Below are 16,589 nucleotides of genomic sequence, written 5' to 3'. Positions count from 1 at the left end.
GCATGATGTGCAGGAACACGAAGGATCATCGATGAGCGCCGTCATCAGAAAGATCGTGACCGTGGTCGAGGAAGTCCATCAGGAGATGGGCCGGTCCGTCTCGCCGCCGACGCGGCGGGCTGCGGCAGTGGCGGTGATCGAGAATCCGTTTGCCGGCCGCTATGTCGAGGACCTGTCGCCTCTGATTGCGATCGGCGAGGAGCTGGGCGAGATGCTGGCCAAGCGCGCCGTGGCCGCGCTCGGCATCGAAGGGCCGGCCGCGCACAGCTACGGCAAGGCGGCCGCCGTCGGCAGCGACGGCGAGCTGGAGCATGCGGCCGCGATCCTGCATCCGAAAATGGGCGCGCCGGTGCGCAAGGTACTCGGCAAGGGCGCGGCGCTGATCCCGTCGTCGAAGAAGCGCGGCGGCGTCGGCTGCACGCTCGACATTCCGCTCGGCCATAAAGATGCGGCCTTCGTGCGCAGTCATTTCGATGGCATGGAGGTGCAGATCAACGACGCGCCGCGCGCCAATGAGATCATGGTCGCGCTCGCGGTCACCGACAGCGGCCGTCCGCTGCCGCGCGTCGGCGGGCTCACGGTCGCCGAGATCAAGGGCGAGGACGGTCTACGGTAATTCGACTCAACATGGAGGCTGAAGGGATGCGACGGAGAACGATGCTTGCGGCAGGCCTGGGCCTTGCCGTCGCGGGATTGACGGGCGCGGCGCGCGCCGAGGACGTCATCAAGATCGGCGAGATCAACAGCTATTCGCTGCTGCCGGCCTTCACCGAGCCCTATCGCAAGGGCTGGCAGCTCGCGGTCGAGGAGATCAATGCGGCCGGCGGCATCAACGGCAAGAAGCTCGTCGTCGTCTCCAAGGACGACAGCGGCAAGCCGGCTGACGCGCAGACCGCAGCCAACGAGCTGGTGTCGAGCGAGAACGTGGCGATGCTCGCCGGTACGTTCCTGTCGAACATCGGCCTCGCCGTCAGCGACTTCGCCAACCAGAAGAAAGTTTTCTTCCTGGCGGCAGAGCCGCTGACCGACGCCATCACCTGGGCGAAGGGCAACAAATACACCTTCCGCCTGCGTCCGTCGAACTACATGCAGGCGGCGATGCTGGTGGAGGAGGCCGCCAAGCTTCCCGCCAAGCGCTGGGCCACCATTGCGCCGAACTATGAATATGGCCAGTCGGCCGTCGCGGTGTTCAAGAAGCTCTTGTCGGAGAAACGGCCCGACATCCAGTGGGTGGACGAGCAGTGGCCGCCGCAGGGCAAGATCGACGCCGGTCCGGTGGTGCAGGCCGTCGCCGCCGCCAATCCGGAGGCGATCCTCAACGTCACCTTCGGCGCCGATCTCGTGAAGCTGGTCCGCGAGGGCAACACCCGCGGCCTGTTCAAGGACCGCAAGGTCGTCAGCTTCCTGACCGGCGAGCCGGAATATCTCGATCCGCTCAAGGAGGAGACGCCCGAGGGCTGGATCGTCACCGGCTATCCCTGGTATTCGATCAAGACGCCCGAGCACGACGCGTTCCTGAAGGCGTATCAGGCCAAATATAACGACTATCCGCGGCTTGGTTCGATCGTCGGCTACCAGACCATCAAGTCGGCAGCCGCCATCCTCGCCAAGGCCGGCTCGACCGATACCGACAAGCTGATCGCCGCGGCCGAGGGACTGTCGGTGCCGTCGCCCTTCGGTGAAATCACGTTCCGCAAGATCGATCACCAGTCGACGCTCGGCGCTTACGTCGGCAAGACTGCGCTGAAGGACGGCAAGGGCATCATGGTCGACGCCGTCTATCGCAAGGGCTCGGACTACCTGCCTGGTGACGCGGAGGTCGGCAAGCTCCGGCCGAAGGACTGATCCACACGATCCTGCTTCTCCCTCTCCCGCAGGGGGAGAGCGGGCGGGGTGAGGGAATACGACGCCTGATCTGCAGGTTCGGGCCGAGATCCCTCACCCCACGCTTGCTCGCCAGCTCTCTGAGGGAGCGCCGAGCGCAAACGCGGCTCATCGATTCGACGATCTCCTCACGCGGACCGCCCATGGCCTTCTATTTCGTCCAGTTCCTGACCGGCCTTGCCAGTGCAGCCTCGCTGTTCCTGGTGGCGTCGGGACTGTCGATCATCTTCGGCGTCACCCGCATCGTGAATTTCGCCCATGGCGCGTTCTACATGCTCGGCGCCTATGTGGCCTTTTCGCTCACTGAGAGGCTGTCCGGTCCGCTCGGCTTCTGGGGCGGCATCGTCGTGGCAGCGCTCGCGGTCGCGGCCGTCGGCGTGCTCGTCGAGATCGTGCTGCTGCGCCGGATCTATCACGCGCCGGAGCTGTTCCAGCTGCTCGCGACCTTCGGCTTGACGCTGATGGTCGAGGATCTCGTTGTGCTGATCTGGGGGCCGGACGACCTGGTCGGCCGCCGCGCGCCAGGATTGAAAGGTGCGGTCGATTTCTTCGGCCAGAACATTCCGAGCTACGACCTGTTCCTGATCGCGCTCGGTCCGATCGTGCTCGGGGTGCTGTGGTTGCTGTTCCAGCGCACCCGCTGGGGCATCCTGGTGCGCGCGGCGACGCAGGACCGCGACATGGTGGCCGCGCTCGGCGTCAACCAGAAATGGCTGTTCACCTCGGTGTTTGCGGTCGGCGTCTTCCTGGCCGCGCTCGGCGGCGCCCTGCAGATCCCGCGCGACGCGGTCCATCACGCGATGGATCTGCGCATCATCGTCGAGGTGTTCGTGGTCGTCGTGATCGGCGGCCTCGGCAGCATCCTCGGCGCCTTCGTTGCCGCCGTGCTGGTGTCGGAGCTCAACGCTTTCGGCATTTTGATCTTCCCCACGATCTCGCTGATCCTGGTGTTCCTGGTGATGGCGGTCGTGCTGGTCGTCCGGCCCTGGGGCCTGTTCGGTAAGAAGGAAGCGCCCGCGCGCCGCACGCCGGGCCTCACCGTTATTCCGTGGCGTCCGCTGAGCTCGGTCGAGCGGCTGGCGTCCCTCGTCGCTCTGGCGCTGGCGGCGATGCTGCCCTTCATCGCCGGCAACTACGCGCTGACCGTGGGCGCCGAGATCGCGATCTTCGTGATCTTCGCGGCGTCGCTGCATTTCCTGATGGCGGTCGGCGGGCTCGCCTCGTTTGGTCACGCCGCCTATTTCGGCCTCGGCGCCTATGGCGTCGCCTTCCTCGCCAAGATGGCGGGACTGCCGATGATCGTCTGCCTTTTGCTGGGCCCGCTGCTCGGCGCGCTCGGCGCAGCCGTGTTTGGTGCTTTCGCGGTCCAGCTCTCCGGCGTCTACTTCGCGATGCTGACGCTGGCGTTCGCCCAGATCGTTTGGTCGATCGCGTTCCAATGGGTGGCCGTGACCGGCGGCGACAATGGCATTCTCGGTCTCTGGCCGGAAAAGTGGGCGGCCTCGCCGTCGCACTTCTATTGGCTCGCACTGGGCGTGTCGGCGCTCGTGGTCAGCGTGCTCCGGCTGATTACTTTCTCACCCTTTGGCTACGCGCTGCGCGGCATGCGCGACTCGCCGCTGCGCAGCGAGTCGATCGGCATCAACGGCAAGCGTATCCAGTGGACCGCTTTCATCATCGCCGGCACGACGGCCGGCATCGGCGGCGCGCTGTTCGCCTATCTCAAGGGCAGCGTCTTCCCTGACAACATGGGCATCTCGCTCTCGGTCGATGCGCTGGTCATGGTGCTGCTCGGCGGCGTCGAGACGGTGCCCGGCGCGATCTTCGGCGCCATCGTCTACAAGGCGCTCAACATCTGGCTGGTCAGCCAGACCGACTGGTCGAAGCTCGTGCTCGGCATCTTCATCGTGCTGATCGTGGTGGTGTTCCCGAAAGGCATCGTGGGCGTGGTCGAGACCGTCATGCATCGGCGCCGCGCAGTGTCCCCCAAGGGGGCTTCGCTGTCGGCCAAGATGGAGGGCGCACAATGAGTCTCGGCGTGTCGCTGCTCTCGGTCGAAGGCCTGTCTAAATCCTATGGCGGCATTCACGCCGTCCGCGACGTGTCGTTCACGCTGCGGGCCGGCGAGATCCTGGCGCTGATCGGCCCGAACGGCGCGGGGAAAAGCACCTGCTTCGACATGCTCAACGGCCAGAACGTGCCGGACAGCGGCCGCATCACGGTGATGGGGCAGGAGACCACCGGGCGCAAGCCGCGCGAGGTCTGGCGGCTCGGGGTCGGCCGCACCTTCCAGATTACCGCGACCTATCCGACCATGACCGTGCGTGAGAACATCCAGGTCGCGCTGGTCTCGCATCATCGCCGCCTGTTCGATTTCTGGAGCCCGATGGTTGGCATCGAGCGGGACGAAGCCGATCGCCTGCTCGATCTCGTCGGCATGGCCGGCTATGCCGAACGGCCCTGCGGCGAGCTCGCGTATGGCGACCTCAAGCGGCTGGAGCTCGCGATCGCGCTTGCCAACCAGCCGAAGCTGCTGCTCATGGACGAGCCGACCGCCGGAATGGCGCCGCGCGAGCGTGTCGAGCTGATGCGGCTGACGGCTGGAATCGCGCGTGAGCAGTCGATCGGCGTCCTCTTTACGGAGCACGACATGGACGTGGTATTCGAGCATGCGGACCGCATTCTCGTGCTCAATCGCGGCAGCCTCATTGCCGAGGGATCGCCAGCCGAGGTGCGCGCCAACCGGGAGGTGCAGGCGATCTATCTCGGCGAAGGCCTGCTGTATGATGCCGATCATCGCGAGGGAGCTCCGACATGAAGCTGTCCGTCGCCAGTCTCAACAGCCACTACGGTCCGGCGCATATCCTGTTCGACATCGGCCTCGAGGTCGGCGAGGGCGAGGTGGTGGCACTGCTCGGGCGCAACGGCGCCGGCAAATCGACGACGTTCCGCTCGATCGTCGGCCTGGTCGAGCTGCGCGAGGGCCAGATCATGTTCGAGGGCAAGGACATCTCGTCCGCGCCGACCCATGAGATCGTCCGCGCCGGCCTCGGCTATGTTCCGGAAGAGCGCCGCATCTTCACCGAGCTGACGGTGGAGGAAAACCTCGAGGTCGGTCGGCAGAAGCCGCGGCCCAATGCGCCGCAATGGACGCGCGAGAAACTCTATCAGTTGTTTCCCAATCTCGGCGAGATGAAGAACCGCCCGGGCGGCCGCATGAGCGGCGGCGAGCAGCAGATGCTCACCATCGCCCGTACCCTGATGGGCAATCCGTCGCTGGTGCTGCTCGACGAGCCCTCGGAGGGTTTGTCGCCGAAGATCGTCGAGCAGATGGTCGATGCGATCCTGACCATGAAGAAAGAAGGCGTCTCGCTGGTCGTCTCCGAGCAGAACCTGCATTTTGCCAAGCTGATCTCGGACCGCGCCTATATCATCGAGCGCGGCCGCATCTGCTTCTCCGGCACCATGGCCGAGCTCGACGCGCGGCCCGACATCCGCGACGCGCATCTGTCGATCTGAGGCGAGGGAAGATATGGCCAAGAGCGCCACGCTGAAGCGATCGGCAAGGACCGCAACGAAGACCGCGCCGAAGCCGCAGGCAAAGGCCGCCGCGAAGGCCACGGCCAAAGCGGCGAAATCAAATTACGTGCTCGACGATCAGATCGGCTTCATCCTGCGTCAGGTCTGGCAGCGCCACACGATGATCTTCGCGCGCGACATCGGCAGCAACCTGACGCCAACGCAATGGGCGGCACTGTCGAAGCTGGTCGAGACCGGGCCGTGCTCGCAAAACCAGCTTGGACGGTTCACGGCGATGGACGTCGCGACGATCAAAGGTGTGATCGACCGGCTGACCGCGCGCGGTCTCACCGAAACCAGCCCGGACCCGCAGGATGGTCGCAGGCTGCTCGTCAGCCTGACCCGCGCCGGCCAGCAGCTCGCGGAGAAGACCGCACCGCTCGCGCTCGCCATCTCCAAGGAAACACTGGCGCCGCTCGATGCGAAGGAACGCGAGACGCTGCTGGGGTTGTTGAACCGGCTGCGGTAGCCCTTCCTCCACGTCATTCCGGGGCGTCGCGAAGCGACGAACCCGGAATCCCGAGCTGAGGGAAAGAACAGCGCAGGCCAATCTCAGGATTCCGGGTTCGCCCTTTGGGCGCCCCGGAATGACTGTGTATGCCGCTCTACGACGATATTACTTCGCCACGATCTCCGGGATCTTCGTGGCCGGCGGCGTGTTGCGGCTGCGCTGGGTGCGGACGATGCCGTCGATGATGGTCATGCCGATACCCGGGAGATCGCCGAGCTGGACGCTGTCGAGCAAGGTCGTGGCCGGCGAGTGCTGCGCCTTGTCCATGATGACGAAGTCGGCGGAGCGGCCGACCTCAATCAGGCCGCAGTCGAGCTCGCGCATCCGCGCTGTGTTGCCGGTAGCGAAGCAGAACGCGATCTCGGCGGGGACGTCGCCGAGCGAGGACAGCAGCGACACCATGCGCAGGATGCCGAGCGGCTGCACGCCGGAGCCGGCCGGCGCGTCGGTGCCGAGGATCACGCGGTTGAGTTCGTTCATCTCGCGCGCGGTGCGCAAGGTGAACAGCGCCGAGCGCTCATTGCCGTTGTGCACCAGCTCGAGCCCAGCCTTGCAGCCCTCGCAGATGCAGCGGATCTGGTCGTCGGGCAGGGCGGTGTGGCCGCCGTTGATGTGTCCGATGACGTCGGTGCCGGCCTCCAGCACGACGTCCTTGTCGATCAGGCCGGAGCCGGGAATCGACGGACCGCCGGTGTGAATGGTGCTCTGGATGCCGTATTTGCGCGCCCAGCCGACCATCTTGCGCGCGGTCGGGCCGTCCTTGACACCGCCGAGGCCGACCTCGCCGAGCAGCTTGACGCCGGCCGCCGCGAGCTCCTTGAAATCGTCCTCGACCATCTCGCATTCGATCACCGGCGCGCCGGCATGCACCTTCACACCGCCGGGGCGGAGCGTCCAGAATGCGCGCTGCGCGAAGATCGCCATCGCCTTCAGGCCGACGACGTCGCGCGGGCGACCGGGCATGTGCACCTCGCCGGCGGAGATCATCGTGGTGACGCCACCATGCAGATAGGAGTCGATCCAGTTGGTCTGGTTCTGCCGCGGCGTCCAGTCGCCGGCGACCGGATGAACATGGCTGTCGATCAGGCCTGGCGCTACCGTCGTGCCATGGGCATCGACGATGGTCGTCGCGCCTTCGGTGTCGACGTCCTTGAAGCGGCCGATGCCCGTGATCTTGCCGTTCTCGGCGACGATCGTATCGGCGTCCAGGATGGGCCGTTCCAGTGCGCCGGACAGCATCAGGCCGATGTTGCGGATGACCAGCTTGCTGGGACCGGTTGCTTGCGGCGCGTCATGGGCCATCGGGATATCCTTCTCTCCTGGCAAGGCATTTGCGGCAGTTTGCGCCTGCACGCGGCGCAGCATCAAGCCGGTTTCGGTCATTCGTACACGAATGATCTAGTCCGGCAAGCTGCGGCCTGCACGAAGATTTGGCGCGGGTTGCCTACCCTTCAGACACAGCGCGGGCCCTATGAGCGCGGCGACATCCTCGGCTTCGGTCGCGTGTTCGACATTCCCGTCCCCTGTGCTTGTGGCGGTGGTCTACGCGCAGGTGACGAACCGCACCCCTGGACGTTGCCGCCGCAATCCGGCATCACCTCGTGCGATCTTTTTGCGACGTGGGTGACGGCAGATGAGCGACGACCTCCACATGATCGGCGCGGGCGGCATCACCGCCTCGGTCAAGGCTGATGGCGCCGAGCTGTGCTCGTTGAAGACGGCCGGGCGCCTGGAGTTGCTGTGGCAGGCCGGAGCCGTCTGGCCGCGCCATGCGCCGTGGTTGTTTCCGATCGTCGGCCGACTCAAGAATGACCAGCTCCACCACCGCGGCCAAACCTATCCGATGACGCAGCACGGCTTCGCCCGCGACCTCCCATTCACCTGGCTGGAGCGCGGGGCCGAGTGGTGCGTGTTGCAGCTGACCGACGACGAGACGACGCGGGCGCGCTATCCGTTCGCCTTCCGTCTCACGGTGAGCTACCGGATCACCGCTGATGCGCTGGACGTGGCGGTCGAGATCGCCAACCCCGGCGCGGAGGTTCTGCCAGCCTCGTTCGGATGCCATCCCGCCTTCAACTGGCCGCTGCTCCCCGGCCAGCCGAAGGAGAGCTATCGGCTGATCTTTGCAGAGCCGGAGCCGGCGCCGATCCGCCGTCTGACAGGAGGTTTGCTGCGCGAGCGGCCGGAGCCCTCACCGATCGAGGGGCGCGTTCTCCCGTTGAGCGAACGTCTGTTCGACGACGATGCCGTGATCCTCGATCAGCCGGCCAGCCGCTCGGTTCGCCTCGTCGGAACCACAGGACCGGCGCTTGAGTTAACTTGGGATCATTTTCGTCAGCTTGGAATCTGGTCGAAGCCCGGCGGCGTGCCGTTCCTGTGCATCGAGCCGTGGCGCGGTTTCGCCAGTCCGCTCGATTTCGACGGCGAGTTCGCCGCCAAGCCTGGCGTAATGCATATCGCACCGGGCGTCGCCGAGAGGCTAAGTTGCCGCATCAGGATCGAATCCTCGAATTAGTATGACTTATCTCGGCAGCGCCCATTTGCGTGCACAGCGGTAACCGTGATCAGCAGTTTTGGGCCTGGAAATGACGGCGCCGTGACCTACATCAGAGACGAGCGCGGAACTTTGGCTATGATGCGTCGAACGACCGGCGGTTGGTGGGCGCTTTCTCCGAACTGATAACGGTCGATCATCGAACATGACGTGCGGCGTGATGTCAGGCGCTCTTAGCTGGCTCTTGCAGCCGGGCAGCGCTGCGAGTTCCCCATCAGCCGGCGTGCAGAGATCTCGCGGCAGGGGCGCGTAAGTGGCGTTACGCGGGGAACGGGAGGATGGGATGGTGTTGAGAGCTGTTATCGGCACGATTACATGCGCCGTGTTGCTCACGGCGAGCGATGCTGTGGCGGGGGCCTATCAGCCGGGTGACTTCCTCAAGCTTGATCTGTCGAAGGCCGTGTTGTCGCCGGAGCCGCTCGGCCCCGAGGCGCATTTCGAACCTGTGCCTATCGAAGCCAAATCAGATCGACCTGCGATCGCCGTCCGTTCCGCGATCGACCCGGACGAGCGCTCCGCCATCCCGCGCGCCATCGCCAGCCGGCGCGCTCATGGCACCAGGACGGCCGAGCGGCCCCGCGGCGCCGCCCGCGCCAAGCTCGTCCATCGGCGCGGCAATCCGCTCGACGCGCAGGCGATGGATACGCGCATTCAGACCTGGCCGTGCCGGCCTGGCAGCGGCGGCATCTGTAACTGGCGCTGATCGGCGGGGCTACCCCGCGCGCCTGTTGCGTTCAGGAACCTCGCTCCCGACATCTTGATTGAGGCGGATGCCGGCTCGCTTGAACTCGCAAGCGGAGCAAAGGCAAGTTGAGCGCTTCCCGCCAAGGTCTTGATGTTCGAGGCTGCCGCCGGCGTTTGCTGGCGAATGGCTCGCGCGATTCCAGGAGATTTCATGAACGCCATCGACACCCAGGGTATCCGTCTGCCCAAGCTCGGGCTCGGCACCTTTCGCATGCAGGGCACTGTCTGCCGCGAGGCCGTCGAGAGCGCGCTTGCGCTCGGCTACCGCCACATCGACACCGCCGAGATGTATGCCAACGAGGACGCGATCGGTGCTGCACTTGCGGCAACAAATCTGCCGCGCGCCGAATTGCACGTCACCACCAAGGTCTGGCCGGAGAACCTCGCGCCGGACGCGATCCGTCGCGCGTTCGACACGAGTCTGAGGAAGCTCAGACTGGATTTCGTCGATCTCTATCTCATCCACTGGCCGGCCAAGGGGATGAACCTGCCGGCCGCGCTGGAGACGCTGTTGAAGCTGAAGGAGGAGGGGCGTACGCGCGCGATCGGCGTCGCCAACTTCACCGTCGCGCTGCTGAAACAGGCGGTGGAGGACGTCGAGGCACCTGTTGCCTGCAATCAGGTCGAGTATCATGTGATGCTCGACCAGTCGAAGCTGATGGCCTACATGGCGAGCCGGTCGATTCCCCTGGTGGCCTATTGCCCGCTGGCGCAGGGACGCGCCGCCGCCGACGAGACGCTGGGGGCCATCGGCAGGAAGCATGGCGCGAGCGCCGCTCAGGTCGCACTGAAATGGCTGTTGGACCAGGATGGGGTGGCGGCGATCCCCAAGGCCGCGCGCCCGGAAAGTCAGCGTGCGAACTGGGATGCGATGAAGCTTCAACTCGATGATGAGGATCGTGCCACCATCGCGTTCCTCCCGAAGGACAAGCGCTTCGTCAATCCGGCCTTTGCGCCGGAATGGGACCGCTGACCATCACGCGGGGCCCTGCGAGAACGGACGTCAGAACGAACGCCACAGAAAATGGCCCCTCTCGGGGCCATTGCTGTGTCGAAGTTGCAGATCAGTCGCGCCGGATGATCACGGTGCGATCGTGATGGCGGTGGAACGGCCGGACATAGCGGTGAGGCCGGTACTCACGATGCATGCGGTATTCGGCGTGGGACCGATCCCAGCCGTGGTGGTAGTGATGGCCGCCACGCTTGATGACCACCGTCTCGGCGTTGGCGATCGACGGTGCCGCGAGCGCGACGACCGCAAGGGAAGCGAGCGCGAGAGCGATTTTCTTCATGTTGTCCTCCAGAATGAAAGTGCGGGATCAACTTGAAGTGTGAAAGAACGTTCCGCAGGAACTTCCACGAAGTTGCTGAATACACGTTCAGATTTGGTCTTCACGCTCGCGGGCGAACCGTGCCGTCCCCTCGAGCCTGCCGCGTCAGTCGCACTTCCTGAGCGCTGGCGTCGGCTTGCCGTTGGCGACGAAGCGGCCGTCACGAATGGTGTAGCTGTCGTCCTCGCCGCGATTGAACGCGGAGCGGATGTTGCCGTCGGCGGTCCGGGTGATCCCATTCTCTCGCGTCTGGCGCGCTTTGGGCAGCACGATCGAGAGCACCAGCGTCTGGTCCGCCTCGACGCGTGCGCTCGCCACCTGGTTGACGTCGGACGGATCGTGGTCACGACGATAGATCAGGTGACCATCGTCAGTGACTTCGTAGGAGATGATGGCGCCGCGGCCCTTGACCGCGGGTGCGCTGCAGTCGGCGGCCCAGGTTCCGATCAGGCCCCAGGTCCGAGCAACCTCGACGGTGTCGCCGGCCCGAGCGGCAGACGCTGATGATGCGCAGAGGACGATTGCGATGAGAGGGCGGGAGATCGAAATCATGCGGTCTCGCGGGGATGACTGCCGTGACATCTTAATGCACTGCGTCAATGGCGCAACGACAGACCTGCGCCGAGATCGTTGGCACAAAGTCTCATTCTTTTCGGGCCGGCCTTGCTGGCGAGGGGGACAAGGCGCATGCTCCCCGCAACTACAAACAAGCGTGGGGAGGCTGACCATGTCTGCGCTGTCGCGCCGCAAATTCCTGCTGTCGTCCGGAGCGGCCGCCATGGCCGCGCTATCGGGTCCTGCCGGCGCCGCGGTGGGGCCGGCCGACAAGTTCGATCTGGTGATCAAGGGCGGCGACGTGATCGATCCCAGCCAGTCGCTCCGAGGCAAGCGCGACATCGGGATCCGCTGGGGCGTCGTCGAAGCGGTCGAGCCCGAGATACCGGCCGAGCGGGCGCTGCGGTCGATCGACGCCAACGGCCGGTTGGTGACGCCGGGCCTCATCGACCTCCACAGTCATGTCTATCCCTATGGCTCGGCGATTGGGATCCCGCCCGACGAACTGGTGCAATTCCAGGGCACGACGACGGTCGTCTCGGCCGGCGACGCCGGCGTCAACAATCTTGCTGCGTTGCGCCGCTTCATCGCCGCCCAGTCGCGGGCACGCATCTACGCCTTCGTCCACATCGCCAACAACGGCCTGTCGGCGTTTCCGGTGGCCGAGCTCTACAACATCGACAATGCGCAGGTAGACGCCTGCGCCATGGCGCTGGCGGAGAACCCGGACTTCCTGCTCGGGGTCAAGGTGCGGATGTCGGAGAACGTGATCTTCAAGCATGGGCTCGAGCCGCTGAAGCGCGGCATCAAGGCCTGCGAGCTGTGCGGCTGGCCGGCGCGGATGATGGTGCATATCGGTGGGGTCGAGACCGGCGAGTTGATGTCGCAGATCCTGGACCTGCTGCGCCCCGGCGACATCCTGACCCATGCCTATTCCGGCGCGCCGAATATGGGCGGCGCCTTCACCAACATCGTCCAGGACGGCAAGCTGCTGCCCGCGGCGCTCGCCGCCAAGCAGCGCGGCGTGCTGTTCGATGTCGGCCATGGCGGCGGCAGCTTCGATTTCACCGTGGCCGAGGTCGCGATCCCCGGCGGCTGCGGCCCGGACACCATCTCCTCCGACATCCATGTCTTCTCCGGCAACAGCCCGGGCATGCCGTTCCTGCCCAACGTGATGGCGAAATTCATCGCTATGGGATTTTCGTTGGAGCAGGTGGTGAGCATGGCCACCTCCGCGCCGGCCAAGATCATCAACCGTGCGCCGAAGATCGGCAGCTTGCAGGTTGGCGCGCCGGCCGACGTCGTAATCATGGACCTGGTCGAGGGGCCCGTCAGCTTCGTCGATACCCGCGGCAACAAGCGCGAGGGCAAGCTGCAGCTCAAGCCGGTGCAGACGGTGATCAATGGCGTGCCGTTCGGGCGGCCCTACCAGTCGCCCTTTTCGGTGCGGTGAGCAGCGCGCGATCACTCGATCGCGCGCGTCCGCTCCACATTGGATGAGCGCAATGGGACCCCGAACTCCTCCCGGCAGACGTCGGCGAGGACTGCGATGCCCTCGCGGATCTCCTGATGCGAGGGGCTGGCGAAGCACAGCCGCAGGCGGCTCCGCGCATGCGCGGCGTCGGTGGACCATTCCGGTCCCGGATTGATCGAGACGCCGCGTTTGAGCGCTGCCTGTGACAGCTTCATCGCGTCAACCTGGTCCGGTAGCTTGACCCAGAGGAAGATCCCGCCCCTGGGCGGCGCGAACTCGGCGGCGGTGCCGAACTCGGCGTTGAGCGCCTCGATCAGGGTGTCCAGCTTGGCGCGCAGTCCCCGCACCAACTGCGGCACGTGGGTCGCGAAATGCGGCCTGCAATATTCCGCGAGCACCATCTGCTCCAGCGCACCCGAGCCGGCATCGGTCTTGAGGGACAGCAGCACCGACATGATCTCCCAGGGGGCGACCAGGAAGCCGACCCGCAACGCCGGCGCGACCGACTTCGAGAACGATCCGAGGTGGATCACACCGCCATGGTCGGACATGCCGTGGATCGCGCGGGGCCGTTTGCCGTCCCAGATCAGGTCGGCGTAGCAGTCGTCCTCGAACACCGGTACGCCATAAGCGCGCGACAGCCACAGCAGCTCGGCCCGCCGGCTTTCCGGCATGATGGTGCCGGTCGGGTTCTGCACCGTCGGAATGGTATAGATGTATTTCGGCCGGATGCCGCGATCCCTTAGATCGGCCAGCACCGTCGCCAGCGCATCCGTTCGCATGCCGTCCTGGTCGAGCGGGATGCCGATGACCTTGACGCCCAGTCGTGCCAGCCGCGTCAGCGTGCCCTGGTAATTGTCCTGTTCGACCAGCACGGTGTCGCCGCGCGTGAGCAGCGCCTGGTTGACGAGGTCGAGGCCCTGCAGCGAGCCGGACAGGATCATGATGTCGTCGGCGCGCGCCGACATGCCCGCGTCCCGCGTCAGCTTGGCGGCAAGAAAGTCCCGCAGCGGCCGGTAGCCTTGAGGCCCATGCGCGAGGCCGTAGGTGGCGAGCGCCCGTCCCTCGCGGGCGAGCACGGCGTCGGCGGCCGCGCGCAAGCCCTCCACGGGCACGGCATCGGCGTCGTTGTTGCCGCCGACGAAGCTGTATTTTGCGAGTCCCGTCCAGCGCGCGGCGGGTGCGGGCAGGCCGGGGCTGAGGAGGGGTGCAAAATCGAATGCGGCCATGAGGCGCGGCTCCCTTGTTCTCGATTTGAGGCGACTTTAAACAGATACCAGGGCGCTTGTCCTGGCAGGGCCGGTCCTTTTCCCGGGGAAGGCGACCTTCGAGCGGCGGTTCCGCCGCTCTGGCGCGCGCCTGCGATCCCGGCTAAAGCAGCCCGGAAAAGCAGCGAGACTTGCAATGGCCGACTCGATCCAGGAAGTTCTGTACGCCTTCGCCAAGGGCGAGATGGTCGTCGTGACCGATGACGACGACCGCGAGGGCGAGGGCGATCTCATCGTCGCCGCCTCGCTCTGCACGCCCGACAAGATGGCGTTCATCATTCGCCATACCTCCGGCATCGTCTGCGCGCCGATCACCGCCGACGACGCGCGGCGGCTGCGGCTCGACCCGATGGTCGCGCACAATGATTCCAACCACACCACGGCCTTCACCGTTTCGATCGACTACAAGCCGGACGGTGGCACCGGAATCTCGGCCGAAGAGCGCGCCTCCTGCTGTCGTGCGCTCGCCAACCCGAATGCCGGTGCCGCTGATTTCGCGCGCCCCGGCCATATCTTCCCGTTGATCGCGCGTGACGGCGGCGTGCTGCTGCGCTCCGGCCACACCGAGGCGGCGGTCGATCTCTGCAAGCTCGCCGGGCTCCCGCCGGTCGGCGTCATCTCCGAGTTGATGAACGACGACGGCACGGTCATGAAAGGCGAGCAGGTCGTTCGTTTCGCTGCGGCCCACAATCTCAAGCATGTCACCATCGCCGATCTGATCTCGTACCGGCAGGCGCGCGAGAAGCTGATCGAACGGGTGTCGACCTTCACGACCGACAGCCCGATCGGGCCGCTGCAGGGCTTCGCCTACCGCTCGCCGTTCGATCCGATCACCCACGCCGCGTTCGTCTATAACGGCATCGGCGACGGCAAGAACGTGCTGACGCGGCTGCACAAGCCCAACATCGTGAAGGATCTGATCGCAGGTCCGCAGCGTATCCAGGCGGTGCTACAGCACTTCAAGCGGGCCGGTCGCGGCGTGCTGATCTATCTGCGCGACGGCGCGGCCGGCGTTCCCGTCGAGCCGGTCGAAGAGCCGCATACCGCGGAGGCCGATCGCCATCGGCAGTGGCGCGAGGTCGGCGTGGGTGCGCAGATCCTGCGTGATCTCGGCGTGACCTCGATCCGGAACCTGACGTCGTCGGTGCATGACTACAAGGGCCTGTCGGGTTTCGGCATCGAGATCGTCGCCAACGAGCGGCTTGAAGGCTGAACTTCCAGGATTTAACCTCTCAACTGCTGCGACCCGTGCGCAGCGAGACGCGAAAGGACCATTCATGAGCGCGCGCCCTCAGGCAAAGGACAAGCCGGCCCAGTCGAGCTTCCAGTGGGACGATCCCTTCCTGCTGGACGATCAGCTGACCGAGGACGAGCGCATGGTGCGTGACACCGCGCGCGCCTACGCCCAGGACAAGCTGCTGCCGCGCGTGACCAAGGCCTATCTCGAGGAGAAGACCGACCGCGAGATCTTCAACGAGATGGGCGAGCTCGGCCTGATCGGCATCACCCTGCCGGAGGAATATGGCTGCGCCAATGCGAGCTACGTCGCCTATGGCCTCGTGGCACGCGAGATCGAGCGCGTCGATTCCGGCTACCGCTCGATGAACTCGGTGCAGTCCTCGCTGGTGATGTATCCGATCTATGCCTATGGCGACGAGAGCCAGCGCAAGAAGTATCTGCCGAAGCTCGCCAGCGGCGAGTGGGTCGGCTGCTTCGGCCTGACCGAGCCGGATGCCGGCTCCGATCCGGCCGGCATGAAGACCCGCGCCGAGAAGGTGGCCGACGGCTATCGCCTGACCGGCAGCAAGATGTGGATCTCGAACGCGCCGATCGCCGACGTGTTCGTGGTGTGGGCCAAGTCGGCCGCGCATGACAACCAGATCCGTGGCTTCATCCTGGAGAAGGGCATGAAGGGCCTGTCGGCGCCGAAGATCGGCGGCAAGCTCTCCTTGCGCGCCTCGATCACCGGCGAGGTCGTGATGGACGGCGTGGTGGTGCCGGAGAGCGCGCTGCTGCCCAACGTGTCCGGCCTCAAGGGGCCGTTCGGCTGCCTCAACCGCGCCCGCTACGGCATCTCCTGGGGCGTGCTCGGTGCCGCCGAGGATTGCATGCATCGCGCTCGCCAGTACACGCTCGACCGCAAGCAGTTCGGCAAGCCGCTGGCTGCCACGCAGCTGGTCCAGAAGAAGCTCGCCGACATGGAGACCGAGATCGCGCTCGGCCTGCAGGCCTCGCTTCGCGTCGGCCGCCTGATGGACGAGGGCAAGATGGCCCCGGAGATGATCTCGATCGTCAAGCGCAACAATTGCGGCAAGGCGCTCGACATCGCCCGCGTCGCGCGCGACATGCACGGCGGCAACGGCATCTCGATCGAGTATCAGGTGATGCGCCATGCCGCCAACCTCGAGACGGTCAATACCTACGAGGGCACGCACGACGTCCACGCGCTGATCCTCGGCCGCGCCATCACCGGCATTCAGGCGTTTTTCTAACTGCTGTGCGCGACGCCCATTCGCTGCATAGGGCGCTATACGCGGTCGCCGTTGCGCCCTCGCTGTCATCGTCCGCGAAAGCGGACGATCCAGCAATCACCGGCCCATCGAGGCTCATCGCCGTCTCGGAGTACTGGATCCCCTGCTTTCGCGGGGGATGACGGCAGCGAGTGAGGCAGGCGATCTGCCCCATGCAC

At 65.6% G+C, this 16,589-nt stretch carries 16 protein-coding genes; 12 read left to right on the top strand and 4 right to left on the bottom strand.

All coding sequences use genetic code 11. From position 1 onward, the window contains the following. The first annotated feature begins 31 nt into the window (after positions 1–31). From ACQR13_RS25075 to ACQR13_RS25050, 6 genes are all read left to right on the top strand, one after another. The gene (locus tag ACQR13_RS25075) at positions 32–616 is read left to right on the top strand and encodes an amino acid synthesis family protein (RefSeq protein ID WP_315715503.1); all 585 of its coding nucleotides are present in this window, start codon (positions 32–34) and stop codon (positions 614–616) included. Between the two features lie 26 nt (positions 617–642). Then, on the top strand, positions 643–1,845 hold the full coding sequence (locus ACQR13_RS25070; protein ID WP_315752083.1) for an ABC transporter substrate-binding protein: 1,203 nt from the start codon (positions 643–645) through the stop codon (positions 1,843–1,845). Between the two features lie 182 nt (positions 1,846–2,027). Beyond that, positions 2,028–3,914, top strand: coding sequence for an ABC transporter permease (locus ACQR13_RS25065; protein ID WP_434863336.1), 1,887 nt, complete (start codon positions 2,028–2,030; stop codon positions 3,912–3,914). Then, positions 3,911–4,702: an ABC transporter ATP-binding protein gene (locus ACQR13_RS25060; protein ID WP_434844815.1), complete on the top strand. Its 792-nt coding sequence runs from the start codon at positions 3,911–3,913 to the stop codon at positions 4,700–4,702. Before ACQR13_RS25065 ends, ACQR13_RS25060 begins: the two co-directional genes overlap by 4 nt. Next, positions 4,699–5,403, top strand: coding sequence for an ABC transporter ATP-binding protein (locus tag ACQR13_RS25055; RefSeq protein WP_315715507.1), 705 nt, complete (start codon positions 4,699–4,701; stop codon positions 5,401–5,403). The genes ACQR13_RS25060 and ACQR13_RS25055 overlap by 4 nt, the downstream gene beginning before the upstream one ends. 13 nt (positions 5,404–5,416) lie before the next feature. Further along, a complete protein-coding gene (locus tag ACQR13_RS25050; RefSeq protein ID WP_316164241.1) occupies positions 5,417–5,932 on the top strand; it encodes a MarR family winged helix-turn-helix transcriptional regulator in 516 nt (171 codons plus the stop codon). Positions 5,933–6,079: 147 nt separating this feature from the next. Here the strand turns inward: ACQR13_RS25050 and ACQR13_RS25045 are convergent, their stop codons facing one another. Then, positions 6,080–7,276, bottom strand: a complete 1,197-nt coding sequence (locus tag ACQR13_RS25045) for an amidohydrolase family protein (RefSeq protein ID WP_315715509.1) — start codon at positions 7,274–7,276, stop codon at positions 6,080–6,082. A 331-nt stretch (positions 7,277–7,607) separates the two neighbouring features. On the opposite strand from ACQR13_RS25045, the gene ACQR13_RS25040 reads away from it, so the two are divergent. The 3 genes from ACQR13_RS25040 (at position 7,608) to ACQR13_RS25030 (ending at position 10,245) form a co-directional block, all read left to right on the top strand. Further along, positions 7,608–8,489 (top strand): aldose 1-epimerase family protein, encoded by an 882-nt coding sequence (locus ACQR13_RS25040; RefSeq protein WP_434863335.1) that lies wholly within the window; start codon positions 7,608–7,610, stop codon positions 8,487–8,489. Between the two features lie 322 nt (positions 8,490–8,811). Next, positions 8,812–9,231 (top strand): hypothetical protein, encoded by a 420-nt coding sequence (locus ACQR13_RS25035; RefSeq protein WP_434863334.1) that lies wholly within the window; start codon positions 8,812–8,814, stop codon positions 9,229–9,231. Positions 9,232–9,423: 192 nt separating this feature from the next. After that, positions 9,424–10,245 (top strand): aldo/keto reductase, encoded by an 822-nt coding sequence (locus ACQR13_RS25030; protein WP_434863333.1) that lies wholly within the window; start codon positions 9,424–9,426, stop codon positions 10,243–10,245. A gap of 91 nt (positions 10,246–10,336) precedes the next feature. Here ACQR13_RS25030 and ACQR13_RS25025 read toward each other — a convergent pair whose 3' ends face one another. Then, entirely contained in the window at positions 10,337–10,564 is a 228-nt protein-coding gene (locus tag ACQR13_RS25025; protein ID WP_315715512.1) for a hypothetical protein, read from the bottom strand. A 144-nt stretch (positions 10,565–10,708) separates the two neighbouring features. Further along, positions 10,709–11,155 (bottom strand): hypothetical protein, encoded by a 447-nt coding sequence (locus tag ACQR13_RS25020; RefSeq protein WP_315715513.1) that lies wholly within the window; start codon positions 11,153–11,155, stop codon positions 10,709–10,711. A gap of 175 nt (positions 11,156–11,330) precedes the next feature. Between ACQR13_RS25020 and ACQR13_RS25015 the strand changes: the two genes are divergently transcribed. Further along, positions 11,331–12,611: an amidohydrolase family protein gene (locus tag ACQR13_RS25015; RefSeq protein WP_434863332.1), complete on the top strand. Its 1,281-nt coding sequence runs from the start codon at positions 11,331–11,333 to the stop codon at positions 12,609–12,611. Between the two features lie 11 nt (positions 12,612–12,622). On the opposite strand, the gene ACQR13_RS25010 is transcribed toward ACQR13_RS25015, so the two are convergent. Continuing rightward, positions 12,623–13,861 (bottom strand): PLP-dependent aminotransferase family protein, encoded by a 1,239-nt coding sequence (locus ACQR13_RS25010; protein WP_316164245.1) that lies wholly within the window; start codon positions 13,859–13,861, stop codon positions 12,623–12,625. 175 nt (positions 13,862–14,036) lie between these two features. Between ACQR13_RS25010 and ribB the strand changes: the two genes are divergently transcribed. Continuing rightward, on the top strand, positions 14,037–15,113 hold the full coding sequence (gene ribB / locus ACQR13_RS25005) for a 3,4-dihydroxy-2-butanone-4-phosphate synthase (RefSeq protein ID WP_315715516.1): 1,077 nt from the start codon (positions 14,037–14,039) through the stop codon (positions 15,111–15,113). A gap of 64 nt (positions 15,114–15,177) precedes the next feature. Next, the gene (locus tag ACQR13_RS25000; protein ID WP_315715517.1) at positions 15,178–16,392 is read left to right on the top strand and encodes an acyl-CoA dehydrogenase; all 1,215 of its coding nucleotides are present in this window, start codon (positions 15,178–15,180) and stop codon (positions 16,390–16,392) included. The last annotated feature ends 197 nt before the right edge of the window (positions 16,393–16,589 follow it).

Source organism: Bradyrhizobium sp. HKCCYLRH3059 (assembly GCF_051168035.1).
GTDB lineage: Bacteria > Pseudomonadota > Alphaproteobacteria > Rhizobiales > Xanthobacteraceae > Bradyrhizobium.
This window is presented reverse-complemented; position numbering and strand designations above follow the sequence as displayed.

Coding starts and splice junctions, on each gene's coding strand:
- ACQR13_RS25075 (WP_315715503.1), top strand. CDS start 32: ATGAGCGCCGTCATCAGAAAGATCGTGACCGTGGTCGAGGAAGTCCAT.
- ACQR13_RS25070 (WP_315752083.1), top strand. CDS start 643: ATGCGACGGAGAACGATGCTTGCGGCAGGCCTGGGCCTTGCCGTCGCG.
- ACQR13_RS25065 (WP_434863336.1), top strand. CDS start 2,028: ATGGCCTTCTATTTCGTCCAGTTCCTGACCGGCCTTGCCAGTGCAGCC.
- ACQR13_RS25060 (WP_434844815.1), top strand. CDS start 3,911: ATGAGTCTCGGCGTGTCGCTGCTCTCGGTCGAAGGCCTGTCTAAATCC.
- ACQR13_RS25055 (WP_315715507.1), top strand. CDS start 4,699: ATGAAGCTGTCCGTCGCCAGTCTCAACAGCCACTACGGTCCGGCGCAT.
- ACQR13_RS25050 (WP_316164241.1), top strand. CDS start 5,417: ATGGCCAAGAGCGCCACGCTGAAGCGATCGGCAAGGACCGCAACGAAG.
- ACQR13_RS25045 (WP_315715509.1), bottom strand. CDS start 7,276: ATGGCCCATGACGCGCCGCAAGCAACCGGTCCCAGCAAGCTGGTCATC.
- ACQR13_RS25040 (WP_434863335.1), top strand. CDS start 7,608: ATGAGCGACGACCTCCACATGATCGGCGCGGGCGGCATCACCGCCTCG.
- ACQR13_RS25035 (WP_434863334.1), top strand. CDS start 8,812: ATGGTGTTGAGAGCTGTTATCGGCACGATTACATGCGCCGTGTTGCTC.
- ACQR13_RS25030 (WP_434863333.1), top strand. CDS start 9,424: ATGAACGCCATCGACACCCAGGGTATCCGTCTGCCCAAGCTCGGGCTC.
- ACQR13_RS25025 (WP_315715512.1), bottom strand. CDS start 10,564: ATGAAGAAAATCGCTCTCGCGCTCGCTTCCCTTGCGGTCGTCGCGCTC.
- ACQR13_RS25020 (WP_315715513.1), bottom strand. CDS start 11,155: ATGATTTCGATCTCCCGCCCTCTCATCGCAATCGTCCTCTGCGCATCA.
- ACQR13_RS25015 (WP_434863332.1), top strand. CDS start 11,331: ATGTCTGCGCTGTCGCGCCGCAAATTCCTGCTGTCGTCCGGAGCGGCC.
- ACQR13_RS25010 (WP_316164245.1), bottom strand. CDS start 13,861: ATGGCCGCATTCGATTTTGCACCCCTCCTCAGCCCCGGCCTGCCCGCA.
- ribB (WP_315715516.1), top strand. CDS start 14,037: ATGGCCGACTCGATCCAGGAAGTTCTGTACGCCTTCGCCAAGGGCGAG.
- ACQR13_RS25000 (WP_315715517.1), top strand. CDS start 15,178: ATGAGCGCGCGCCCTCAGGCAAAGGACAAGCCGGCCCAGTCGAGCTTC.